Source organism: Microbacterium proteolyticum, from assembly GCF_014192415.1.
Classification (GTDB): domain Bacteria; phylum Actinomycetota; class Actinomycetes; order Actinomycetales; family Microbacteriaceae; genus Microbacterium; species Microbacterium proteolyticum.
On sequence record NZ_JACHXY010000001.1, the window covers coordinates 359,463 to 383,428 of the forward strand.

The following is a 23,966-nucleotide window of genomic DNA, read 5'->3' on the forward strand; positions in this document are numbered from 1 at the left end:
CCATGACCGAGACGATCATGCGGGCGCGCGGACTCACCCGTGACTACCCGACCCCCCGCACTCGCGGATTCGGGCGCGCTGAGCGCACCCCGGGTGTCATCGACGTCGACCTCTCGGTGCTCGCGGGTTCCGCCGTCGGGATCATCGGCGAGTCGGGCTCGGGCAAGTCCACCCTGGTGCGCCTGCTGCTCGGACTCGATACGGCGACCGCGGGGACGGTCGAGGTCGACGGACGCGCGGTGGACGCGCGGGGGTCTGCGCGGTCGCTGCACTGGCTCCGTCGCACGACGGGGGTCGTCTTCCAGGATCCGTACGCCTCGCTCGACCCGCGCATGAGCATCGGACGCATCGTGGGCGAGCCCCTGTGGGCGCTGGGCATGGAGGGAGATCGCCGCGCACGCGTGCGGGAGGTCCTCGCGCAGGTCGGACTCGAGGCCGACATGGCCGCACGCTTCCCCCACGAGTTCTCGGGCGGACAGCGACAGCGCATCGCGATCGCCCGTGCCATCGTGCATCGGCCACGCATTCTCGTCGGCGACGAACCGCTGTCGGCGCTGGACGTGACGGTGCGGGCGCAGATCCTGCGCCTGTTGGCGCGGCTGCGCGTCGACGAGCAGGTGACCCTCGTGCTGGTGTCGCACGACATCGGCGTCGTCCAGAACGTCTGCGATCAGGTCGTCGTGATGAAGGACGGCCGCGTCGTGGAGCAGGGGCCCACCGAGAAGGTCCTGCTGCAGCCGCAAGCCGCATACACCCGCCAGTTGCTGGCATCCATCCCGACTCTGCCTCGCTGACGCGCCCCCTCTCGCGGCGGGGAATCCGCCGCCGCGCAGATCGTCGCGACGCGTGAGGCTCCTCCCCCACGCGAGCGAGGGGGAATCCGCCCCCGGCCGAGATCAAGGGATGCCGTGATGTCGGAGGTGCGCGCTAGCCTCGGGCGCATGATCGCCGGCATCGTCCCCCCGTTCCTGCTCGACCGTCTCGCCCAGACCGACGACCCCCGTCTCGCACGGGCCGCCGCCGCCGCCCGCAAGACGCTGGCCATGCCGCGTCCTCCGCGGCCCGCACGCACACGATTGCGCCTGTCGATCGACGGCGATGCGCTCGTGGCAGAGGCCGCTCCCGTCCCCGATCGCATCGTCTCCGACGCCGGCAACACCGAGAACCTGCCGGGCCGCCGGGTGCGCAGCGAAGACGACGCCCCCAGCGGCGACGCCGCCGTCGACGAGGCCTACGACGGCCTGGGAGCGACCTACGACTTCTTCTGGGACGCCTTCTCGCGCGACGGGATCGACGCCGCGGGCGGCTCGCTCCTGGCCACGGTGCACTTCGGTGACGACTACGACAACGCGTTCTGGAACGGCGAACGCATGGTCTTCGGCGATGGCGACGGCGAGGTGTTCGTCGGATTCACGCGCTCCCTCAGCGTCATCGCGCACGAGCTCGGCCACGGGGTGACCGAGGCCGCCGGCGGCCTGGAATACCAGGGTCAGTCCGGAGCTCTGAACGAGTCGTTGTCCGACGTCTTCGGAGCCCTGGCCGAGCAGCACCACCTCGGCCAGCGGGCCGACGAGGCGACCTGGCTCATCGGGGCGGGCATCTTCGCGCCCGACGTCCAGGGCGAGGCCCTGCGATCGATGAAGGCGCCCGGCACGGCCTACGACGACGACGTGCTCGGCGAAGACCCGCAGCCGGGGCACATGCGCGACTACGTCGAGACCGACGACGACAACGGCGGCGTGCACATCAACTCGGGTATCCCGAACCGGGCGTTCTACCTCGCCGCCACCGCCCTGGGCGGCAAGGCCTGGGAACGCGCGGGTCTGATCTGGTACCGCACGCTCACCGCGGGCACCCTCTCGCCCACCGCGGACTTCACCTCCTTCGCGGCCGCCACCCTGGCGGCGGCCGCTGCGGAGTACGGTGAGGAGTCGGAGGAGGTCGCCGCCGTCCGCGCCGCATGGGCCGGGGTCGGCGTCGTGGAGGATGCCGCAGCCTGAAGCCGACAGCGACGACCGTCTCACGATCATCGTCGTGCGCTCGGGCGGAATCGCCGGGCTCTCACGACAGTGGCGGGCCGAGGCCGATGCCGACCATGCGCCGCGCTGGAGAGAACTCGTCGAGAGCTGCCCCTGGGACGCCGCGCCCGTGCCGACGGCCGGGGCCGACCGCTATCAATGGCGCATCGAGGTGCATCACGGCGAGGCACCCGTGCACCAGGCACGCCTGGGCGACGGACAGATCGAGGGGGCGTGGCGCACGCTCGTCGACGAAGTGCGTCAGGCGGCCCACCCGCAGCCGCGCGGTCGCTGAACCGCCTCGGAGCCAGGCGCGTCGACACCCCGACGAAGATCCCGCCGTCCTCCCCGTCTGACGGCGGCCCGTCAGCCGAAGAGCTTCCGGCGCTTCTTCTTCGACGGGATGCTCTTCTGCAGGTAGACCACCCCGAGCCATCGGCCGAACTTGAAACCGACGCGACCCATCCGGCCGACCTCGGTGAAGCCGAGTTTCTCGTGGAGGGCGATCGATGCGTCGGCGCCCTTGTCGCTGATCGCGGCGACCATCTCGCGGATGCCGAGATCCTGGCAGGCGGCGATGAGGGCTTCGAGCAGCGCTCGTCCGAGACCCTTGCCCGCCGCCGCCTGACCGAGGTAGATGGAGTTCTCGACCGTGTACCGGTAGGCGGACTTGGACTGCCACGGCTGCACGAGGGCATAGCCGAGGATCTGCCCGCTGGGCGACTGTGCCACGAGGAAGGGCAGCTTCAGCTTCTGGAGCGTGGCGAACTTGTCGCGCCATCTGGCGATGGTCCATGCCTTCTCGTCGAAGGTCACGACGGAGTTGCGCACGTAGTAGTTGTAGATCTCCCGGATGTCGGGGATGTCGGCTTCCGTCGCCGGGCGAATCTCGAAGGAGAACGGCCGCTCGGGCTCGGGGGCACGGCGCAGATGCGCGGGTGGTCGCCGACGGCTCTTCTCGTACTCCTCTTCCAGCACGTCGTAACTCTACGGGCGGCGCCGTTTCCCGCGTATGTCACCGAGCCGCGACGTCGGGCCGGATGACGACGCCGTCAGGTCGGAAGGCGCCAGTCCACGGCGTCCGCGCCCTGCTCGACCAGCAGGGAGTTGACCCGCGAGAACGGCTTCGAGCCGAAGAAGCCCCGACTGGCCGACAGCGGCGACGGGTGCGGCGACGAGACGATGGCCGTGCTGCCGAGCAGAGGCGTGAGGTTGATGGCATCCCGTCCCCAGAGCACCGCGACCAGCGGCGCATCTCGTTCGACGAGACACCGGATGGCATGCTCGGTGACGCGTTCCCACCCCCAGCCGCGATGGGACGCCGGCGACCCCGGCGACACCGTCAGAACCCTGTTCAGCAGCATGACACCCTGCGCCGCCCAGGCCGAGAGGTCTCCGTGCGGGGCGGGCGCGATGCCCAGATCGTCGGAGAGCTCCCGGTAGATGTTCGCGAGGCTTCGCGGCAGGGGCCGCACGTGCGGGTCCACCGCGAACGACAGCCCGATCGGGTGACCCGGCGTCGGGTAGGGGTCTTGTCCGACGATGAGCACCCGGACGTCGTCCAGCGGCGTGCGGAAGGCGCGCAGCACGAGCTCGCCGGCCGGCAGGTACGGCTTACCCTCCTGACGCAGACGCTCACCGAGCGCGGCGATGTCGTCGGCGACCGGGGCGAGGGGCTCCACCCAGGTGGAGTCGATCAGGCCGGCGTCGGCGAGTTCGGCGAGGGACTTCGCCGTCACGCCGCGTCTTCTTCGTGCACAGATCCGAGGTGCGACCAGGGGAACTCGATCCAGAGGGTCGTGTCCTTCCAGGAGTAGTCGGGCGTCACCACCGTGGTCGGCTTCGTGTAGATCACGGCGGACCGCGCTTCGGCGCCGTGCCGGTCGAGCAGTTTGACGGCGAGGTCGAGCGTGCGCCCGCTGTCGGCCACGTCGTCGACGAGGAGCACGCGGCGTCCCTCGAGGTACGACAGGTCCAGCGCCGGGGGCAGCACCTCAGGCGCATCGAGCACCGTGCCCACACCCGTGTAGAACTCGACGTTGAGCGCGCCGCAGTTCTTCACGCCGAGACCGTAGGCGATCGCCCCTCCCGGCAGCAGGCCGCCCCGCGCGATGGCGACGACCACCTCGGGGCGGAAACCGTCGGCGACGATCGCGCGCGAGATGTCGCGCGTGGCGACCCCGAAATCGTCCCAGCTCAACCGCTCGCGCTCGTCCGTCACACCGGATCCTCTCCTCGACTGCTCTCACCCTAGGGCGTTCGTTCACGAACACTGCCGCGGAGCGGCGCGGGGTCAGCGCGTCGTCAACGGCCCCCGCGCCAGCAGGTGCTGTGCCGACTGCGCCACGGGGCGCATCGTCACCAGGTCGAGGTTCACGTGCCCGGGGGCATCGAGCGCATAGGCGATGACATCGGCGACGTCGGCGGCCACGAGGGGCGCCTCGACGCCCTCGTACAGCTTGTCGGCGGCGACGTGGTCGCCACCGAACCTGTTGAGGCTGAACTCCTCGGTGCGCACCATGCCCGGGGCGATCTCGATCACGCGCAACGGCTCGCCGTTCAGCTCCTGGCGCAGTGCGTGCACCAGCATCGCCTCTCCGGCCTTCGCCGCGTTGTACCCGCCGCCACCCGGATACGCCGTCTGCGCGGCGGTCGAGGTGACGAAGAGCAGGTCGGCGTGGCCCGAGACGTCGGCCGCGCGCCGTATCGCCGGAAGAAGGGATGCCACCAGGCGCTGCGCCGACAGCACGTTCGCCTCGAACATCCAGCGCCAGTCCTCCGGGTCGCCGGCTTCGATGCGATCGCTGCCGCGTGCGCCCCCCGCCACGTGCACGAGCGCGTCGACGCCGCCGGTCTCGTCGAGCCGCGCGGCCAGCGCCGCGACGGCGTCACCGTCGGTCAGGTCGGCGGCGTGAGCCACGACACCCGTCTCGGCTTCGAGCACCGCGAGCCGATCGGCCCGCCGTGCGACACCCACCACGTCCCATCCGCGAGCCCGCAACGCCCGCGCCGCCGCCTCTCCGATACCCGAACTGGCCCCGGTCACCACTGCGCGTCGCGTCATGGCATCCACGCTACTGCGCCCCTCCGACACCCGATGCCGCGTGCCGGCCCCGCCTCCCCGCCGGAGCGGTGGGGGCCGCCGCCGTGCGTGGGGGCGAGCTGCGGGACGCTGCCGGCGATGGAGTGCCGCACGCTGCGGTACCGGCGCGGGCAGCCGCCCGGACAGAGGCGACGACGGTGTTACGGCCCGTGTCCGGGGCGCTTGTCGGCGTCGGAGGGGGTGTCTACGCTCGCAGCAGGCCACGGCGTCCGCCTCGGCCCACCCGACCGGAGGAGCAGCCATGTCGGCACCCGAGAACTGGCGTTTCGAGACCAAGCAGATCCACACGGGCGCACAGCCCGACCCGGTGACCAAGGCTCGTGCCACCCCGATCTACCAGACCACCTCGTACGTGTTCGACAACGCCGACCACGCGGCGAACCTCTTCGCGCTGGCCGAGTTCGGCAACATCTACACGCGCATCCAGAACCCCACGCAAGACGTCGTCGAGCAGCGCGTCGCGGGCCTCGAGGGCGGCACCGGCGCCCTCCTCGTCGCCAGCGGCCAGGCGGCCGAGACGTTCGCGGTGCTCAACATCGCCGAAGCGGGCGACCACATCGTCTCGTCGAGCTCGATCTACGGCGGCACCTACAACCTCTTCAAGTACACCCTCGCCAAGCTCGGCATCGAGACGACGTTCGTCGAGAACCAGGACGACCCCGATGAGTGGCGCGCCGCGGTCCGCCCGAACACGAAGCTGTTCTTCGCCGAGACCATCGGCAACCCCAAGATCAACGTGCTCGACATCCGCTCCGTCGCCGACGTGGCGCACGAGGCCGGGGTGCCGCTGATCGTCGACAACACGATCGCCACGCCGTACCTCATCCGTCCCTTCGAGCACGGCGCCGACATCATCGTGCACTCCGCGACGAAGTTCCTCGGCGGGCACGGCACCACGATCGGCGGCGTCATCGTCGACGGCGGCCGCTTCCCCTGGTCGGAGCGCTCCGACCGCTTCCCGGGACTGACGACCCCCGACCCCTCGTACCACGGTGCCGTCTACACGCAGGCGGTGGGCGACGGACTCGCGTACATCATCAAGGCGCGCGTACAGCTGCTCCGCGACCTCGGCGCCTCGATCTCCCCGCAGAGCGCCTGGCAGCTCATCCAGGGCATCGAGACGCTGTCGCTGCGCATCGAGCGCCACGTGCAGAACGCCCAGGAGATCGCGGAGTGGCTCGAGTCGCACCCCGACGTCGCAACCGTGAACTACTCGGGTCTGCCCACCTCGCCCTGGTACGCCGCCGCCAACAACTACGCCCCCAAGGGGGTCGGCGCCGTGCTGTCGTTCGAGCTGAAGGGCGGTGTCCAGGCGGGTCGCGAGTTCGTGAACTCGCTCAGCCTGTTCAGCCACCTGGCCAACATCGGTGACGTGCGCTCGCTCGTCATCCACCCGGCATCCACGACCCACTCCCAGCTCACGCCCGAGCAGCAGCTCACGGCCGGCGTGACCCCGGGCCTCGTGCGCCTGTCCGTGGGCCTCGAGAACATCGAGGACCTCAAGGCCGACCTCGATCAGGCCCTCTCCGCAGCGCGTCGCCTGTCCGAGGCCTCCCGCGTCTGATCGCGCGCTGCCGAACGCCCCGATCCGGTCACCCGGTTCGGGGCGTTCTCGCGTTCGCAGCTCGCACCCGAGGGGACCGTCACGGCCCCGCGCTCAACGACGCCTCGGTCGGCGGGAGGAGATCCAGGGAACGGAGGACCGATGTCACCACGCCCCTCCTCCGCGGCCCGAACCTCCTCCGCTCCCGGCGGGGCAGCACCGACGCAGGTCGAGAACCCGGTGATCAGACCTTCTGACGCGGCCGCAGACTCCCCAGCCCGCCATCGACGCCGATGATCTGACCGGTCATCCACGCGTTCTCGGGCGACAGCAGGAACTCCACGGCCCGCGCGACATCATCGGGTTCGCCGAGCCGTCCGAGCGGATGCATCGCCTCCGAGACCTTCCGCGACATGTCCGTCGAGGTCAGCTTCTCGGTCAGACGCGTCTGCACCAGGCCCGGGGCCACCGCGTTCACGCGCAGTCCGTGGGCGGCGTAGCTCGCGGCCGCCGACAACGTCAGGCCGATCACCCCGGCCTTGGCCGCGGCGATGCCGTCGTGGTTCGGCAGGCCCGCCAGGGCGGCGGCCGACGACACCAGCACCACGGATCCGCCGTCGCGCATGTGCGCCCCCGCCGCGCGCACCGCTGCGAACGACGTCGTCAACGATGCGGCGATCAAGCCGTCGTACTGCTCGCGCGAGGTGAGGTGCGCGGGCTTGAGCAGCATCGAGCCCGCGAAAACGGCGATGCCGTCGAGTTCGCCCGCCTCACCGACCACCTGATCGACGGCGTCGAAGTCGGTGGCATCCAGGGTGAAATCCGGCTCGATGACGGATGAGTCTCGAGCCGTTGTGAGGACGCGGTGGCCCGCATCGCGCAGTCGTGTCGCCGTCGCCCCGCCGATGTCGCTCGAGGCCGCGATGAGCAGATAGTTCGCCATCCGGCGAGTCTGTTCGCACCCCACGACTGTGATCGGGGGCTGGACAAGCGGTCACGCCGTCGTCAGCGCGGCGCGAAGGCGCTCATTCTCGTGCAGCCAGTCGATGTCGCCTTCCCGAAGTTCGGCCAGCTCACCGGCATCCGATGCCGCGATGGACATCGCCGTAACAGTACGGACACCCCCGCCCCGCCCGGGGAGAATGGATGCCATGGACTGGCAGATCTCCGAAGACACGGTGCCCTCGGCCCCGGTGACGGAGGCCGACGCCCGTTCGCTGCTCGGCCGTCCCCCGGCCACCGGCGCGTGGCGCGACGGCGACCCCGCGGGCGATCGCCGCTTCGCGTCGTTCGGCTCCTTCCGCACGGAGAACGGCGAGTCCCTGCCACATGTGCGCCTCGCCTACGAGACCTGGGGGGAACTCTCCCCCGCCCGCGACAACGCGGTGCTCATCTTGCACGCCCTGACCGGCGACAGCCACGTCCGCGGTGCCGCCGGACCCGGGCATCCCACCGCCGGATGGTGGAGCGACCTCGTCGGACCCGGAGCCGCGATCGACACCGACCGTTTCTTCGTCGTCGCGCCCAACATGCTGGGCGGATGCCAGGGCTCGACGGGTCCCGCGAGCATCGCGCCCGACGGGTACGAGTGGGCGTCGCGTTTTCCGTACCTGACCATCCGCGATCAGGTCACCGCTCAGGCGTTGCTCGCCGACGAGCTCGGCGTCGAGCGGTGGTTCGCCGTCGTCGGCGGGTCGATGGGGGGGATGCACGCACTCGAATGGGCGGTCGGTCACCCCGACCGTGTCGCGCGCGCGGCGATCCTGTCGGCCCCGCCGATCACCACGGCCGACCAGATCGCGCTCAACTCGGTGCAGCTCGACACCATCAGGGTCGATCCGCGCTTCGCGGGCGGCGAGTACTACGACGCCGGTGACGGTGACGGACCGCACCGCGGGCTCGCTCTCGCACGCCGCATGGCGTTGCTGAACTACCGCAGCCCCACGGAGTTGAACCAGCGTTTCCAACGCTCGTGGCAGTCGGGCGTGAGTCCGCTCGGACGGGGCGGACGCTTCGCCGTCGAGTCGTACCTCGACTTCCACGGCAACAAGTTCACGCGTCGGTTCGACGCCAACAGCTACCTGGCCCTGGTCGAGGCCATGAATTCGCATGACGTCGGCCGCGATCGCGACGGGGTCGAAGATGCGTTGGCGCGCGTCACCGCCACGACCCTCGTGCTCGGTATCGACAGCGACCGACTGTTCCCCATCGACGGCCAGCACCGCATCGCCCGCGGCATCCCGCAGACTCTCGACGGAAACGACGCCGTCGTGCTCTCGAGCGACTTCGGCCACGACGGCTTCCTCATCGAGACCGCGGCGGTCGCGACGCACCTGCGTCGCCTCCTCGCCACCTGACGGTCCCGGATGCCGGGGACGGGCGTCCATCCCTTCCGGCGTCCGCGCCGTCCGAACGACCGGGCGTCGGGCTCTCGTGCCGTGCCCGGACACGACGCAGGAGTTCCGGCCTCGGTGCCGCGGAACGACCAGCCGCGGCGTGTCGGGCGAGGCCTGATTCCTGCGTTGTGTCCTGGTGGGACCTCCGCCCGGAGTCGACGCCCTGTCCCCGGTCCCACCCCCGGACGCCGCACGCCATCGAGACGACGACAGGATGCAGGAGAACCGACACCGACCTGGGCCGAGGCCGTCGCGAATCCGGGACGTGCACGGCGAAGTCCTGCGTCGTGTCCGGCCGCCGTCGGTCCCGTCTCAGGAACCCGGGACCGGCTCAGCGCTGCGTCGGAATAGACCCCGTGATCGCGGTCTGCGCGGCCTCGGCAGCCGGCATCCGGTGTTCGGGATGACGGCCGCTGCGATCCTCGATGCGATACGACACGACGGCGACCACGAGCCCACCCAGGGCGAGCACGGCGCCGACCCACGCGGGGGCGACGAGTCCGAGGCCCGCGGCGATCGCGAGGCCGCCCAGGAATGCCCCGAGGCTGTTGCCGATGTTGAGCGCCGAGTGGTTCAGGGCGGCGGCGATGGACTGGTTGTCTTCGGCGACGTCCATGAGGCGGGTCTGGATGGCCGGGCTGAGAGCCGCCCCGCAGAACGCGACGAGGAACGCGAACAGGACGAGACTGACGATCCAGCCGGCGGTCAGGGCGAGGCCGACGGATGCCGCAGCGAGGGCGACGAGACCGACGGAGAGCCAGAATCGCAGGTTCTTGTCGGCCAGCGCGCCCCCCACGACGTTGCCGATGGTCATGCCGATGCCGACCAGCACGAGGACGAGGGAGACGCTCCACTCCGGCTGCCCGGCGACGTCGGTGATCATGGGAGCGATGTAGCTGTACATGGCGAAGAATCCGCCGAAGCCCACCGCGCCGATCCCCAGCGCGAACCACACCTGGCCGATGCGGAACACCCGCAGTTCGTCGCGCAATCGGCGACCCGGTGAGCCGGGGTGCTTCGGCACGAACAGCGCGATGCAGATGGTCGCCAGCAGGAAGATGCCGGTGACGACAGCGAACGCCGCGCGCCAGCCGACCTGCTGACCGAGCAGGGTGCCGAGTGGCACGCCGACGACGTTGGCGATCGTGAGACCGGTCAGCACGAACGCGACGCCCTTGGCGCGGTTTCCGGGGCCGAGGGCGTCGGCGGCCACGAGGGCGCCGATGCCGAAGTAGGCGCCGTGCGGGAGTCCGGCGAGGAATCGGGATGCCGCGACGAGCTCGAAAGTGGGGGCGATGACCGTCAGCAGTGTGAAGAACGCCAGCGCGGCGGCCAGCACGATCATCACGCGATGGCGCGGGAAACGCGCGACGGACCCGGCGATCGTGGGGGCGCCGACGACGACGCCGAGGGCGTAGAGCGAGATGAGCCAGCCCGCCTGGGCGATGGCGTCGTCGGGCGAGGCCGCCCACGCGCCGGGGACGAGCTCGCGGGCGATGTTGGGCAGCAGGCCCATCACCACGAACTCGGTCATGCCGATACCGAAACTGCCGATGGCGAGAGAAAGGAGCGCCCGCATCGCCGCACCTCTCGAGGTCGTCGAAGAGGTCACCCGACGAGTGTAGGGGGCGTGCGACCGTCTCGTCGAATCGTTTCGAGAGCGGCGTACGAGCGAGGGGTCGATGCGCGCCCAGCTCCCGGATCGAGAGCGTCCAGAGTCGACGCCGCGGCGATACGGCCCGCTTCGGCTCAGACGTCACGGCCATCGCGCAGCGCGTCGGGAACGACCCGCCCGCCGCGTGAGACCGGCGGGGAGGGCGGAAGGCCGGTCCGCCGAGTAGACGCGAGCGGCCCGCCTGGATCTGCCGACCGCGTCGAAGGGTTCCGGTCAGGGCGGGGCCGAGGTGGGAGGGAGCCTCAGTCGGCCCGGCGTTCCAGGGCCTCCTCGAGGCGCTCGATCTTGCCGTCGATCTCGCCCGTACGTCCCGGTCGGATGTCGGCTTTCAGGACCACCGACACGCGCGATCCATAGGGCAGCACGGCATCCGTCGCCGCCTTGACGACGGCGAACACCTCGTCCCATTCCCCCTCGATCTCGGTGAACATCGAGCTGGTGCGGTGCGGCAGCCCCGACGCGCGCACGACCGCGACGGCCGCGGCGACGGCATCGTGCACCGACCCGTCGGGATTCTCCGCCGAGGCGGAACCGATGCCGGAGGGAGCGACCGAGAAGGCGATGAGCATGCGTCGAGACTACGGGTCGCCTGCGGGCGGGAGGCTGCGAGCGGACGACCCACCCCCGGCGGGCGATGCGCACACGAGCCGTTCTCCCCCGTGGCGAGGCGGTCGGAACGCCCCGAGGCGGGCCGGCCTCTGCGCTCATCGCGCGTGCGGGGTCACGGTCGGGCAGGCACGCGCGGTGGCACCGGCCGCCGCCCCGTGACGATCTCGCGCAGCCCCGCGGGTGGGCGCACGCGCCCGACGGGGGCTTTCACGACACGCACGACCGCCCACACCAGCAGCGCCAGGGCGAGAAGGTTGCGCACCTCGAGCACGACCACGGGGAACGGGTTGGGGTGCGTGGCCATCAGGCCGTCGTACAGCAGCGGGTACATCCACTGCGTGAGACCGGCGATCACCAGCGTCATCCCGGCGAAGGCGTACCAGCGACGACGATCGAGCATCAAGCCGAGCGCGACGGGCGCGAACAGCCACACGTAGTACTGGGGCGATCCCACCTTGTTCAGGGCGATGAAGGCGGTGACCAGCGCGAGCGACAACGGCGGGAAGAGACTCAGGAAGGTCGCACCGTGACGCAGTTTCCACACCCCGACGCCCGCCACGCCCGCCATGACGAGCAGCATGATCGGTGTCATCGCCGCGATCAGCGGCTCGGCTCCCGGCCCGGTCACCTGGAAGGTGAGGACGTCGCCGTCGTAGTACACCTCACTGCCGGGCACGTAGAAGGCGGCGAGGAACATGTAGAGGCCGCCCACGGGCGCCTCCATCTGAATGCCGCGTGAGGTCTGATCGCCGACGAATCCGAAGACGAAGGGGGCACCGCCCAGAGCCACCACGGGGATGATCGTCGCGAGCGACACGGCCACCGCGCCCCATACCAGCGCCAGGCGGCGACGGATGACGACGAGCCCTGCCGCGAGGATGGCCGCCGGCCACACTTTCATCCACACGGCGATCGACAGCAGCACGGATGCCAGGAACGGACGACGCAGCATCCAGATGCCGCCCAGGAGGGCCAGGGGCACGGTGATGCCGTCGATGCGGTAGAGGCCGACGGGGCCGATCAGCAGGATGGCCGCGAGCCAGAACCACGCCGCGACCACGCGTCCGCGCGAGCGAGCGTCGCCGACGAGCACCAGGAAGGCGACGAGGTTGAACAGCGATACCGTCAGCGCCCACGCCGGGGTGTAGCTGATGGCCCATGCGAACGCCCAGGCGAAGGTCATCGGCAGGAACGCGAGCTGCGGGTAGATCCACTTCTCGGTGATGCCGGGCCACTGCCAGGTGTCGCTGCGCGTGCACGAGGTCACGTCGACACCGCCGAACAGGGCGCACCGCGACCACGGCTCGTACACCAGGTACACGTCGCCCATCGGCTCGTTGGGCTGTTGGTAGCCCAGCACCGCCACGACGACATGCACGGCGACGAACGCGATCAACAGGGGAACGACACGCCTCAGCACCGGGTAATCCTAAACGGGGCCGCCTGAGCGCCCCCGCCGAGGGCCGGGCGCTCTCGCGCCAGGACGGGCGAGGAGCGCACGAACGTTATGCGATCGAGTCTCCGAGCAGGGCGGCGACGACGCCGGGCAGCGCGTCGGCGACATCGAGCGCGGTGATCGGACCGCCCGCGCTCCCGTGGGAGAGGGACGCCGCCGTACCGGCGCGACCGTGCAGCCACGCCGAGGTCGCCGCGCACGCTGCCAGCTCTTCCAGGTCGGTGCGTCCGGCGGCGACGGCCCCGGCGGTGACCGCCCCGAGGACTCCGCCCAGTACATCGCCGGTGCCCGCGGTGGCGAGCCAGGGCGTCCCCGTCGACACGTGGCGACTCCATCCGCCCGCCGCGGCGACGATGGTCACCGCCCCCTTCAGGAGCACGACGCCGCCGATCGCGTCCGCCGTCTCCCGCGCCGCGCGCTCGCGTGCGTCGTGGTCCGCCATGGCGACCGCGGGGAGCCCCAGGGCATCCCGCAGACGGGCCATCTCACGGGCATGCGGCGTGACGATGACCGACGCCGCGGCGCCCGGCACGAGGTCCAGCGACCCGGCGTCGACGACGACCGGCAGGTCGCCCTGCAGGATGCCGCGGAGGAGGGCCGTCTCGGCGGCGTCTCGCTCGGTGGCATCCGTTCCCGAACCGATCACCCACGCCTGCACGCGCCCGTCGACGGTGACCGTCTCGGGCCGGCGCTGCAGCACGAGATCCTGCGCGCGCGGGGGGCCGAGGTATCGGACCATCCCGGTACCCGCCCGCCACGCCGCTTCGACCCCGAGCACCGCAGCACCCGGATACCGCGTGGACCCCGTGCGCATCCCGACGACGCCGCGGGAATACTTGTCGTCGTCCGCGGTTGGCCTCCGCAGTGTGCGGGCGGCGTCCAGCCCGCTCCAGTCCTTCGCCGTCATGGCGTCACCCTAGAACGCAAAGGTCCCCCGTGAGCGCCCTCTTCACACCCCTGTCCATCCGCGGTATCGAGATGCGAAACCGACTGTGGGTGTCGCCGATGTGCCAGTACAGCGCTGTCGACGGGATGCCGAACGATTGGCACCACGTTCACCTCGCCCAATTCGCCGCGGGAGGGGCGGGCCTGGTGATCGCCGAAGCGAGCGCGGTCTCGCCCGAGGGTCGTATCTCGCCCGACGACGCGGGCCTGTGGAACGATGCGCAGGCCGAGGCATGGGCGCCGATCGTCGCGGCGGTCCGTTCCCGCGGTGCCGTCGCGGGCGTGCAGCTGAGCCATGCCGGACGGAAGGCCTCGACCACGTCGCCGCTCTCCGGCGAGCGCGGATCCGTCTCCCGGGACGCGGGCGGATGGACCACCGTCGGCCCGTCTGCGATGGCGTACGGCTCGTACGCCGAGCCGGTTGCACTGGATGCCGCGGCGATCGACGGCGTGGTGACCGACTTCGCAGATGCCGCCCGCCGCGCCGTCCGAGCCGGGTTCGAGGTCGTCGAGGTGCATGCCGCCCACGGCTACCTGCTGCATCAGTTCCTCTCGCCGCTGACGAACACCCGCACCGACGCCTATGGCGGATCGTTCGAGAACCGGGTCCGTCTCCTCCTGCGGGTGACCGAGGCCGTTCGCTCTGCAGCTCCGGAGGCCGCGCTGTTCGTGCGCTTCTCGGCGACCGATGCCGCCGAGGGCGGGTGGGACGTCGCCGACACCGTCGCCGCCGCCCGGCTCGTGGCCGAGGCGGGCGCCGACCTCATCGACGTCTCCAGCGGCGGGCTCGTGCCCCACCAGCGCATCGTCCCGGGTCCCGGCTATCAGGTCGAGTACGCGGCGACGGTCCGCCGCGAGACCGGCCTGCTCGTGAGCGCCGTCGGCATGATCGACGACCCGACGTTCGGCGAGCAGATCGTCGCCGACGGCCGCGCCGACGCGGTCATGTCGGCACGCGAATGGCTTCGCGACCCCCACTACGCCCTTCGCGCTGCCGCGGTCCTGGGTGCGGACTCGCCCGCCCCCGCGCAGTACCTCCGCGCGTACTGACCCTCGCCGCCCGGCCCGCTCCGCCCGCGCGGCGGCGACCCCGCCCGGCCCGCGCCCCGCGGCGCCCACGACCCCGGCGAGAGCTCGCGCGTCTGCCGAGATCACGCGCTTCTCCGTCTGCATCGCGACATCTCGACGGACGCGGGTCATCTCTTGCCCGCACGAACGGGTCACCGGATGCCACGAGGCCTTCGCCCCGCGGCATCCGGTGTCGTCGTCTAGACGAACCGTCGACGCTCGGTGGCGTCCTGCACTTCGCCGACGAGCTCTTCGATGACGTCCTCGAGGAACAGCACCGCCTTGACGTCGCCCTGCTCGTCGCGCACCTGTGCGAGGTGCCGCCCCGAGCGGCGCATGAGGGCGAGCGCATCCTCGAGATCCGTCGTCTCCAACATCGACACCATGTGATGGATGCGCTTTCCCGGAATGGGTCGGAGCATGTCGGCATCCGCCCCTTCCGCGGCACGCAGCACGTCTTTCAGGTGCACGTAGCCCGTCGGGTTGCCGATCTCATCGACGATCACATAGCGCGAATAGCCGTGCTGCGCCACGGCACGCTCGATCTCGGCCGGGGTCGTCGTCTCCGGAAGCGTGACCAGCGCGCCCATCGGCACCGCGATGTCGGCGGCCTTCTTCTCGGTGAACTCGACGACCGCGCGGACGGTGCCGGCGGAGTCGTCGAGCACGCCCTCACGACGCGACTGCGTCACGATCGTCGCCACCTCGTCGAGCGTGTAGGTCGAGGCGGCCTCGTCCTTGGGCTCCACACGGAACAGGCGCAGCACGTGATTCGCCGTCCAGTTCAACGCGACGATGATCGGGTAGAACGCCTTCGACACCGCCACCAGGGGCGGAGCCAGCATGAGCACAGCGCGGTCGGGCAGCGTGAACGCGAGGTTCTTGGGCACCATCTCGCCGAACACGACGTGCAGGTACGACACGATCAGCAGCGCCACGACGAAGGAGGCGACGTCGACCGCGGCCTCGGGGAGCCCGGTGAGCCCGAGGGGACCGGCCAGCAGGTGGTGGATGGCCGGCTCCGACACGTTCAGGATCAGCAGCGAGCAGATCGTGATGCCGAGCTGACACGTCGCCAGCATGAGGGTGGCGTGCTCCATGGCGTACAGCGCGGTCTTGGCGGCGCGCGACCCGCGGTCGGCGTGCGGCTCTATCTGCGAGCGGCGCGCCGAGATGACGGCGAACTCTGCGCCGACGAAGAAGGCGTTGGCGATGAGGAGCACCACCAGCCAGGCGATTCCGGCCCAGTCGCTCATCACTGATCACCGCCCTTCGCCGCGCGGACGAGGTCGTCGACGTTCTGCTCCCGCGGGGTGGGGGTGAACTGCACCCGGTCGACACGGCGGCCGTCCATGCGCTGCACGGCCAGGATGCCGTCGTCGAGGTTCACGGTGTCGCCCACGACGGGGATGCGCTCGAGCGCGGCCATGATGAATCCGCCCACGGTGTCGTAGACCTCGCCCTCGGGCACCCGGACACCGGCGCGGTCGAGCACCTCGTCGGGTCGCAGGTCGCCGGGGAAGGTGAGGGATGCCGCCGAACGCACCACGCCGGCGCGCGAGCGGTCGTGCTCGTCGAGGACCTCGCCGACGATCTCCTCGACGAGGTCTTCGAGGGTCACCACACCGGCGGTACCGCCGTACTCATCGACGACGATCGCCATCTGGTATCCCCGCGAGCGCAGTTCGGAAACGAGGGTGTCGAGGCGGACGGTCTCGGGAACGCGCAGCGGCTCGGTCGACAGCGCCGCGACCGGCACCTCTCCGCGCTTCTCGCGGGGCACGCCGATGGCCGCCTTGAGGTGGACGACGCCGACGATGTCGTCCATCGACTCGTCGTACACGGGGAAGCGGCTGTGGCCGGTGCGTCGCGCGAGCTGCACGACGTCGTCGGCGGGATCGCCCGCGGCGAGCGCGTGCACGCTCGGGCGGGGGGTCATGACGTCGGCCGCGCTGAGGCGCGCGAAGGTGAGGCTGCGATCGAGGAGCGAGGCGGTGTCCTTCTCGAGCATCCCGGCGTTCGCCGAGCGTCGGACCAGGCTCGACAGCTCCTCGGCCGAGCGAGCACCCGACAGCTCCTCCTTGGGCTCGACGCCCATGGCGCGCAGCACCCCGTTGGCGCTGCCGTTGAGCACGACGATCGCTGGCTTGAAGACGGCGGTGAAGGCCACCTGGAACGGGATGACGAGCTTCGCGGTCTGCCGCGGAATGGCGAGGGCGAAGTTCTTCGGCACGAGTTCGCCGAGGATCATCGACAGCACCGTCGCGAAAGCGACACCGATGACCGCGGCGAGCGGGACGATCAGCGCCTCGGGCAGTCCCCCCGTCTGGAAGAGGGGGCGCAGCAGGCTCGAGATCGCCGGTTCCATGGTGTACCCGGTGAGGAGCGTGGTCAGCGTGATTCCCAGCTGCGCGCTCGACAGGTGGGTCGAGGTGATGCGGAGTGCGTCGATGGTCAGCGAGAGCCGCGACTCGCCCGCGTCGCGGCGCGCCTCGAGATCGGCGCGGTCGAGGTTGACCAGCGCGAACTCGCTCGCGACGAAGAGTCCTGTGCCTACCGTCAGAAGAAGCCCCACGCCCAGCATGACGAATTCCATCAGTCGTCACCCCCGCTCGATCGCTCGGCGGAAGAGGGGTTTCGGGGCTCGGGTCTACAACTGGGAGGGTCGTCCATCGTGCCGATGATTCTATGGCAGCCACGAGGGAGCGGCACGCGTATCCCCCACACGCGACGACCTGTGGAGGATGGGGAGATGGATGCGACATCTCCGGCGCAGGCACGCGCCATGGCGGCCGAATCGGCCGTGGTCCGCCGCTACGTCCATCGCTACGGACCGGTCGCGTGGGCGCACGCCGCGACACCGGGCGTCGCGGGCTCGCGCACGTGGCACTACTGGTGGCATGCGCACCTGTTCCACGTCTTCCACGACGCCGAGCAGCACCGACCGGATCCCCGGCGCAAGCGTCTGCAGCGCGCGCTGCACCGCGGTGTCACGGTGCGGACGCTGGGGCGCTGGACCACGCCGTTCTACGACGACGTCGCCTGGATGACCCTGGCGTTGCAGCACCACGACCTGAACGACCGACGCATCGACCGCCTCGTCCGACGGCTCGACGAGGCCGTCGATCCCACGGTGGGGGCTCTGCCGTGGGCGGTCGGCAGCGCGCTGTACAACGCCCCCGCCAACGGGCCCGCGGCGATCGCGCTGGCGTGGTCCGCGCGCCGGGGATCGGCGGTCGACCTCGACGCGTGGGTCGCCGCGGTCCTCCACGACCCGACGACGGGACTGGTGCGCGACGGCGTGGAGAACGGCGCCGTCCGCCCCGAGCTGTGGACCTACAACCAGGGCGTCGCGATCGGCTCCGCTCTCGCCCTGGCAGGGGGTGCCCCCGACGCAGGCGCCCAGGAGGCGCACGAGGCGCGCGCGGCATCCCTGGTCCACGCCGTCGCGCGCTGGTGCGACGCTGACGGAGGACTCTTCCCCTCTGCGGGAGGCGGCGACGGGGGTCTGTTCGCCGGCATCCTGGCTCGCTATCTCGCGGAGGCGGCGGTGTGGTTCGCCGACCACGAGGCGAACGACGAGCACCGCGCTGTCTCCCGCACCGCGCGCGATCTGGTCCACCGCAACGCCGACGCCCTGTGGAGAGGACGACGCGCGGGACTGTTCGCCGCGGACCCCCGACGCGCGGCCCGCGGAACCGGCGAAGACCTCGATCTCTCGGTGCAACTGGGGGCGTGGATCACCCTCGAGGCCGATGTGGCCGTGGCGGGCCTGGTCACCAGCTGACGGGGAGCGCCTTTCCCTCTTCGTAACCGGCCGCGGACTGCAGGCCCACCCGGGCGCGCTCGTGGAACTGCGCGACCGTCGACGCGCCGGCGTACGTGAACGAGGAGCGCACCCCCGAGGTGATCATGTCGAGGAGGTCTTCGAGGCCCGGGCGCTGGGGGTCGAGGTAGATGCGCGACGACGAGATCCCCTCGGCGAAGAGTTCCTTACGGGCGCGCTCGAAAGGATCGAGGCGCCCGAATCGGCCCTGCACCGCCTTGGTGGATGCCATGCCCCACGACTCCTTGAAGAGCCGGCCCGCATCGTCGGTTCGGAGCCGGCCGGGAGATTCGATCGTGCCGGCGAACCACGACCCGATCATGACGGATGCCGCGCCCGCGGCCAGCGCCAGCGCGACGTCCCGCGGGTAGCGCACCCCGCCGTCGGCCCACACGTGCGCGCCGACGCTGCGCGCCGCCTGGGCCGTCTCGAGCACGGCGGAGAACTGCGGGCGCCCCACCGCCGTCATCATGCGCGTCGTGCACATCGCACCCGGTCCCACGCCGACCTTGAGGATCGTCGCGCCCGCGTCGGTGAGGTCGCGCACGCCTTCGGCGGTGACGACGTTTCCGGCGGCGATCGGGATGCCGAGGTCGAGAGCCGCGATCTCGCGCAGTGCGCGGAGCATCTGCGCTTGGTGCCCATGGGCGGTGTCGACCACGAGGACGTCGACACCGGCGTCCGCGAGCGCGCGCGCCTTGCCGGTGACGTCGCCGTTGATGCCGACGGCCGCGGCGACGATGAGCCGTCCGTCGGCGTCGACGCCCGGACGGTAGACGGAGTCGCGCAGGGCGCTGCGTAGCGACAGGGTCCCCACCACGCGGTCGCCGTCGACGACCGCGACGACGTCGGTGCCGGACTCCTCGATCAGGGCGAACACCGTCCGCGGGTCGCCCACACGGTGCGCCTCGATCACGGGGGTCTCGCCGCGCGTGATGTCGCCGAGCGTGGCATCCAGAAGCGCCGTCGCCAGGCGCGGGGCGGGCACGATGCCGCGGAAGTCTGCGAGGTCGACGATGCCGCCCCCTCGGGTCTCGGCGACGACGATGCCGTGACCGGGTACCGGCGGCAGCAGGAGGCGCGCGTCTGCCACCGTCGCGCTCGGAGGCAGCACGAGGGGCGCATCCCACGCGACGGGCCGCGACTTCACCCACTCGACCGCGTCGAGCAGGTCGGGCAGGGCGAGGTCCTGCGGGAGGACGCCGAGCCCGCCCCGACGCGCGAGGGCCGCGGCGAGCCGCGTTCCCGTCACCGAGTTCATGTTGGCCGAGACCAGCGGCAGGGTCGCCCCACTGCCGTCGGCGGGGGCGAGATCCACGTCGAGGCGGCTGCGCACCTCGGAATGACGGGGAACGAGGAACACGTCCGAGTACGTCAGGTCGACATCGGGCTGGGCGCCGGAGAACTCCATGGCATCCACCTCACCACACGATTCGGATGAACGACCCTGAGGGATGTGAAAGTAAAGGCCCCGTAAAGGCCCGGGCTGCTTCGGCAACCTCGGCTAGGCTGGCTCGAGCACGGACGGGGACGTCTCTGCATCCACAGGAATCTTCATCGAGGAAAGCAGGCGATCGACTGTGTCGAGCCAGGTGACGGGCGTCGGTACTTCGAGCGAGGGCGAGTTCGGCGCGAACGAATGGCTCGTAGACGAACTCTACGAGCAGTTCAAAGTCGACAAGCACTCCGTAGACAAGGCCTGGTGGCCGATCCTGGAGGCGTACCACCCGGTCGTCGACGGGTCTTCCGCCGCTGCTCCCCCGCCCGCGGCGCCTCCGGCGCAGGCGGGCTCCGAGCCCAAGCCCATGACCGCCCCGATCCCGATCGTCGGTCAGGCACCGGTGGCGCGCACCACCGCGAAGCCCGCCAAGCCGCAGCCGATCCCGGCGCAGGCGCCGAACGCCGTTCCCTCGGCGCGCTCCGAGAGCACCGAAGAAGATCGCGTCACGGTCCTGAAGGGCATGCCGAAGGCGCTGGCGTCTAACATGGACGACTCGCTGACGGTGCCCACCGCAACCAGCGTGCGCACCATCCCCGCGAAGCTGATGATCGACAACCGCATCGTCATCAACAACCACATGTCCCGCACGCGCGGCGGCAAGGTCAGCTTCACGCACCTCATCGGCTGGGCACTGATCCAGGCGCTGAAGGAGTTCCCGAGCCAGAACGTGTACTACGCCGAGATCGACGGCAAGCCGTCGGTCGTGGCGCCCGCGCACGTCAACCTCGGCATCGCGATCGACATGCCCAAGCCCGACGGCTCGCGCGCGCTGCTGGTGCCGAGCATCAAGCGCGCCGACACCCTCACGTTCGGCGAGTTCCTCGCCTCGTACGAAGATCTCGTGCGCCGAGCCCGCGGCAATAAGCTCACCCCCGGCGACTTCCAGGGCACGACGGTCTCACTGACCAACCCCGGCGGCATCGGCACGGTCCACTCCGTCCCGCGCCTCATGCGCGGCCAGGGCGCCATCATCGGCGCCGGCGCGCTTGACTACCCCGCCGAGTTCCAGGGTGCGAGCGAGAAGACGCTCAACGAGCTGGCGATCGGCAAGACGATCACCCTCACCAGCACCTACGACCACCGCGTCATCCAGGGTGCGGGCTCGGGCGAATTCCTCAAGAAGGTGCACGAACTGCTCATCGGGCAGCGCGGCTTCTACGACGACATCTTCTCGGCGCTGCGCATCCCCTACGCCCCCATCCACTGGGCCGCCGACATCAGCGTCGACATCTCCGAGCGCATCGACAAGAGCGCCCGCGTGCAGGAGCTCATCAACTCCTTCCGCGTGCGCGGTCACCTGATGGCCGACATCGACCCGCTCGAGTACGTCCAGCGCACGCACCCCGACCTCGAGATCGAGCAGCACGGCCTGACGTTCTGGGACCTCGACCGGGAGTTCGTCACCGGTGGTCTCGGCGGCAAGCGCGTCGCCAAGCTCCGCGACATCCTCGGCGTGCTGCGCGACTCCTACTGCCGCACCATGGGTCTGGAGTACATGCACATCCAAGACCCCGTGCAGCGCCAGTGGTTCCAGCGCAACGTCGAGGTCAAGTACACCAAGCCCGGTCACGACGAGCAGCTGCGCATCCTGTCCAAGCTCAACCAGGCCGAGGCGTTCGAGACGTTCCTTCAGACCAAGTACGTCGGGCAGAAGCGCTTCAGCCTCGAGGGCGGCGAGTCGCTCATCCCGCTGCTCGACCAGATCCTGCAGGGCGCGGCCACGGTCGGCCTCGACGGGGCGGCCATCGGCATGGCCCACCGCGGTCGCCTGAACGTGCTCACCAACATCGCGGGCAAGACCTACGGTCACGTCTTCCGCGAGTTCGAGGGCGCGGTCGCCATCGGCAGCAAGCGCGGGTCGGGCGACGTGAAGTACCACCTCGGCACCGAAGGCACCTTCGTCGGCGACGCCGGCGATGAGCTGCCCGTGTATCTCGCCGCCAACCCCTCGCACCTCGAGACCGTCGACGGCGTGCTCGAGGGGATCGTCCGCGCCAAGCAGGACCGCAAGCCCATCGGCACCTTCTCGTGGCTTCCCATCCTCGTGCACGGCGACGCCGCGTTCGCAGGCCAGGGCGTCGTGGTCGAGACGCTGCAGATGTCGCAACTGCGCGGGTACCGTACCGGCGGCACGATCCACGTCGTGGTCAACAACCAGGTCGGCTTCACCACCACGCCGAACGATGCACGCACCTCGGTGTACGCCACCGACGTGGCCAAGACGATCCAGGCGCCGATCCTGCACGTGAACGGAGACGACCCCGAGGCCGTCGTCCGCGCGGCCGAACTGGCGTTCCAGTACCGCGAGGAGTTCCACCGCGACATCGTCATCGACCTCGTGTGCTACCGCCGCCGCGGCCACAACGAGGGCGACGACCCTTCGATGACGCAGCCGCTGATGACGAACCTCATCGAGGCGAAGCGCTCCGTCCGCCGGTTGTACACCGAGTCCCTCGTGGGCCGTGGCGACATCACCGAGGACGAGTACGAGCAGGCGAAGCAGGACTTCCAGAACCGCCTCGAGGTCGCCTTCGCCGACACGCACGAGGCCGAAACGGGCGCCAACCCGGTCGTCACCGTCGACGCGACAGACGAGCCGGCCGTGGGTGCACCCGAGACGACCGGGGTGTCGCGCGAGGTCGTGCAGCACATCGGCGACGCCTTCGTGAACAAGCCCGACGGCTTCACGGTGCACACCAAGCTGCAGCAGCTGCTCGACAAACGCTTCGACATGAGCCGCAACGGCAACATCGACTGGGCCTTCGGTGAGCTGCTCGCCTTCGGTTCCGTGCTGATGGAGGGCACCCCGGTGCGTCTCGCCGGGCAGGACTCGCGGCGCGGCACCTTCGTGCAGCGTCACTCGGTGCTGCACGACCGCAGCAACGGGCAGGAGTGGCTGCCGCTGGCCAACCTCAGCGAGAACCAGGGACGCTTCTGGGTGTACGACTCGCTGCTCAGCGAATACGCGGCCATGGCGTTCGAGTACGGCTACTCGGTCGAGCGCCCCGACGCGCTCGTGCTGTGGGAGGCCCAGTTCGGCGACTTCGCCAACGGCGCCCAGTCGGTCATCGACGAGTTCATCTCCTCGGCCGACCAGAAGTGGGCGCAGCAGTCGAGCGTCGTGCTGCTGCTCCCCCACGGCTACGAGGGCCAGGGCCCCGACCACTCGTCGGCACGCATCGAGCGTTACCTGCAGATGTGCGCGCAAGACAACATGATCGTCGCTCGCCCCTCGACGCCCGCGTCGTACTTCCACCTGCTGCGCCGTCAGGCCTACCAGCGCCCGCGCCGCCCGCTCGTGGTGTTCACGCCGAAGGCCATGCTGCGTCTGCGCGGTGCGACGAGCCCCGTCGAGAACTTCCTCGAGGGCCGATTCGAGCCCGTGCTCGACGACGATCGCGGCATCGACCGCGGTGCCGTGAAGCGCGTGCTCCTGCACGCCGGCAAGATCCACTGGGACCTGCGCGCCGAGCTCGACAAGAACCCCAACCCCGAGATCGCACTCGTACGGGTGGAGCAGTACTACCCCGCCCCGATCGACGAACTCAACCAGGTGCTCGCGCAATACCCGAACGCAGAACTTGCCTGGGTGCAGGACGAGCCCGAGAACCAGGGGGCGTGGCCGTTCATCGCCCTCGAGGTCGCCGACCAGCTCGGTGGTCGCCCGGTCCGCCGTATCTCCCGTGCGTCCGCCGCCTCCACGGCGACAGGCTCGCCGAAGGTGCACGCCAACGAGCACGCCGCGATCATGAAAGAAGCGCTGGGGAGCTGATCCCTCGCTGCCAAAGGCCCGGTCGATACGTCGACCGGGCCTTTCGTCGTGGTG

The 23,966-nt window shown here is 70.4% G+C and carries 20 protein-coding genes; 8 read left to right on the forward strand and 12 right to left on the reverse strand.

The genetic code is table 11. The features are described from left to right. Positions 1 to 2 precede the first annotated feature (2 nt). The 3 genes from FHS07_RS01790 (at position 3) to FHS07_RS01800 (ending at position 2,313) form a co-directional block, all read left to right on the forward strand. Positions 3 to 794 carry an ABC transporter ATP-binding protein gene (locus FHS07_RS01790; protein ID WP_183418203.1) on the forward strand — a complete coding sequence of 264 codons (792 nt, stop codon included), beginning with the start codon at positions 3 to 5 and terminating at the stop codon, positions 792 to 794. A gap of 147 nt (positions 795 to 941) precedes the next feature. Beyond that, positions 942 to 2,000, forward strand: coding sequence for a M4 family metallopeptidase (locus FHS07_RS01795; protein WP_183418204.1), 1,059 nt, complete (start codon positions 942 to 944; stop codon positions 1,998 to 2,000). Further along, positions 1,987 to 2,313 (forward strand): protealysin inhibitor emfourin, encoded by a 327-nt coding sequence (locus FHS07_RS01800; protein WP_183418205.1) that lies wholly within the window; start codon positions 1,987 to 1,989, stop codon positions 2,311 to 2,313. The genes FHS07_RS01795 and FHS07_RS01800 overlap by 14 nt, the downstream gene beginning before the upstream one ends. Positions 2,314 to 2,384: 71 nt before the next feature. Here FHS07_RS01800 and FHS07_RS01805 read toward each other — a convergent pair whose 3' ends face one another. The 4 genes from FHS07_RS01805 to FHS07_RS01820 all read right to left on the reverse strand — a co-directional run bounded on the left by FHS07_RS01805 (position 2,385) and on the right by FHS07_RS01820 (position 5,082). Next, complete coding sequence (locus tag FHS07_RS01805) at positions 2,385 to 2,996, reverse strand: GNAT family N-acetyltransferase (RefSeq protein WP_183418206.1); 612 nt, start codon at positions 2,994 to 2,996, stop codon at positions 2,385 to 2,387. A gap of 74 nt (positions 2,997 to 3,070) precedes the next feature. Beyond that, positions 3,071 to 3,757, reverse strand: coding sequence for a uracil-DNA glycosylase (locus tag FHS07_RS01810; protein WP_183418207.1), 687 nt, complete (start codon positions 3,755 to 3,757; stop codon positions 3,071 to 3,073). After that, positions 3,754 to 4,239: a phosphoribosyltransferase gene (locus tag FHS07_RS01815; RefSeq protein WP_183418208.1), complete on the reverse strand. Its 486-nt coding sequence runs from the start codon at positions 4,237 to 4,239 to the stop codon at positions 3,754 to 3,756. Before FHS07_RS01815 ends, FHS07_RS01810 begins: the two co-directional genes overlap by 4 nt. Positions 4,240 to 4,311: 72 nt before the next feature. Then, positions 4,312 to 5,082, reverse strand: coding sequence for an SDR family oxidoreductase (locus FHS07_RS01820; RefSeq protein WP_183418209.1), 771 nt, complete (start codon positions 5,080 to 5,082; stop codon positions 4,312 to 4,314). Positions 5,083 to 5,362: 280 nt separating this feature from the next. Between FHS07_RS01820 and FHS07_RS01825 the strand changes: the two genes are divergently transcribed. Continuing rightward, entirely contained in the window at positions 5,363 to 6,685 is a 1,323-nt protein-coding gene (locus FHS07_RS01825) for a bifunctional o-acetylhomoserine/o-acetylserine sulfhydrylase (protein WP_183418210.1), read from the forward strand. Between the two features lie 223 nt (positions 6,686 to 6,908). Here the strand turns inward: FHS07_RS01825 and FHS07_RS01830 are convergent, their stop codons facing one another. Further along, entirely contained in the window at positions 6,909 to 7,607 is a 699-nt protein-coding gene (locus FHS07_RS01830; protein ID WP_183418211.1) for an SDR family NAD(P)-dependent oxidoreductase, read from the reverse strand. A gap of 208 nt (positions 7,608 to 7,815) precedes the next feature. Here FHS07_RS01830 and metX point away from each other — a divergent pair, with 208 nt between their 5' ends. Further along, the gene (gene metX / locus FHS07_RS01835; protein ID WP_183418212.1) at positions 7,816 to 9,021 is read left to right on the forward strand and encodes a homoserine O-acetyltransferase MetX; all 1,206 of its coding nucleotides are present in this window, start codon (positions 7,816 to 7,818) and stop codon (positions 9,019 to 9,021) included. 370 nt (positions 9,022 to 9,391) lie between these two features. On the opposite strand, the gene FHS07_RS01840 is transcribed toward metX, so the two are convergent. The 4 genes from FHS07_RS01840 to FHS07_RS01855 form a co-directional block, all read right to left on the reverse strand. After that, the gene (locus tag FHS07_RS01840; RefSeq protein ID WP_183419363.1) at positions 9,392 to 10,639 is read right to left on the reverse strand and encodes an MFS transporter; all 1,248 of its coding nucleotides are present in this window, start codon (positions 10,637 to 10,639) and stop codon (positions 9,392 to 9,394) included. A gap of 338 nt (positions 10,640 to 10,977) precedes the next feature. Continuing rightward, entirely contained in the window at positions 10,978 to 11,304 is a 327-nt protein-coding gene (locus FHS07_RS01845; protein WP_183418213.1) for a thiamine-binding protein, read from the reverse strand. A 152-nt stretch (positions 11,305 to 11,456) separates the two neighbouring features. Beyond that, entirely contained in the window at positions 11,457 to 12,764 is a 1,308-nt protein-coding gene (locus FHS07_RS01850; protein ID WP_183418214.1) for a glycosyltransferase family 87 protein, read from the reverse strand. 85 nt (positions 12,765 to 12,849) lie between these two features. Continuing rightward, positions 12,850 to 13,707: an ADP-dependent NAD(P)H-hydrate dehydratase gene (locus tag FHS07_RS01855; protein ID WP_183418215.1), complete on the reverse strand. Its 858-nt coding sequence runs from the start codon at positions 13,705 to 13,707 to the stop codon at positions 12,850 to 12,852. A 29-nt stretch (positions 13,708 to 13,736) separates the two neighbouring features. Here FHS07_RS01855 and FHS07_RS01860 point away from each other — a divergent pair, with 29 nt between their 5' ends. Next, complete coding sequence (locus FHS07_RS01860) at positions 13,737 to 14,795, forward strand: oxidoreductase (RefSeq protein WP_183418216.1); 1,059 nt, start codon at positions 13,737 to 13,739, stop codon at positions 14,793 to 14,795. Between the two features lie 218 nt (positions 14,796 to 15,013). Here FHS07_RS01860 and FHS07_RS01865 read toward each other — a convergent pair whose 3' ends face one another. Both FHS07_RS01865 and FHS07_RS01870 read right to left on the reverse strand, forming a co-directional pair. Further along, positions 15,014 to 16,069 carry a hemolysin family protein gene (locus FHS07_RS01865; RefSeq protein ID WP_183418217.1) on the reverse strand — a complete coding sequence of 352 codons (1,056 nt, stop codon included), beginning with the start codon at positions 16,067 to 16,069 and terminating at the stop codon, positions 15,014 to 15,016. Beyond that, positions 16,069 to 17,409 carry a hemolysin family protein gene (locus tag FHS07_RS01870; protein ID WP_183418218.1) on the reverse strand — a complete coding sequence of 447 codons (1,341 nt, stop codon included), beginning with the start codon at positions 17,407 to 17,409 and terminating at the stop codon, positions 16,069 to 16,071. The genes FHS07_RS01865 and FHS07_RS01870 overlap by 1 nt, the downstream gene beginning before the upstream one ends. A gap of 156 nt (positions 17,410 to 17,565) precedes the next feature. Between FHS07_RS01870 and FHS07_RS01875 the strand changes: the two genes are divergently transcribed. Further along, positions 17,566 to 18,600 (forward strand): glycoside hydrolase family 76 protein, encoded by a 1,035-nt coding sequence (locus FHS07_RS01875; RefSeq protein ID WP_183418219.1) that lies wholly within the window; start codon positions 17,566 to 17,568, stop codon positions 18,598 to 18,600. Here FHS07_RS01875 and guaB1 read toward each other — a convergent pair. After that, positions 18,590 to 20,050 carry a GMP reductase gene (gene guaB1 / locus FHS07_RS01880; protein WP_183418220.1) on the reverse strand — a complete coding sequence of 487 codons (1,461 nt, stop codon included), beginning with the start codon at positions 20,048 to 20,050 and terminating at the stop codon, positions 18,590 to 18,592. The two genes, FHS07_RS01875 and guaB1, sit on opposite strands and share 11 nt — an antisense overlap. Positions 20,051 to 20,219: 169 nt before the next feature. Here guaB1 and FHS07_RS01885 point away from each other — a divergent pair, with 169 nt between their 5' ends. After that, the gene (locus FHS07_RS01885; RefSeq protein WP_183418221.1) at positions 20,220 to 23,912 is read left to right on the forward strand and encodes a multifunctional oxoglutarate decarboxylase/oxoglutarate dehydrogenase thiamine pyrophosphate-binding subunit/dihydrolipoyllysine-residue succinyltransferase subunit; all 3,693 of its coding nucleotides are present in this window, start codon (positions 20,220 to 20,222) and stop codon (positions 23,910 to 23,912) included. The last annotated feature ends 54 nt before the right edge of the window (positions 23,913 to 23,966 follow it).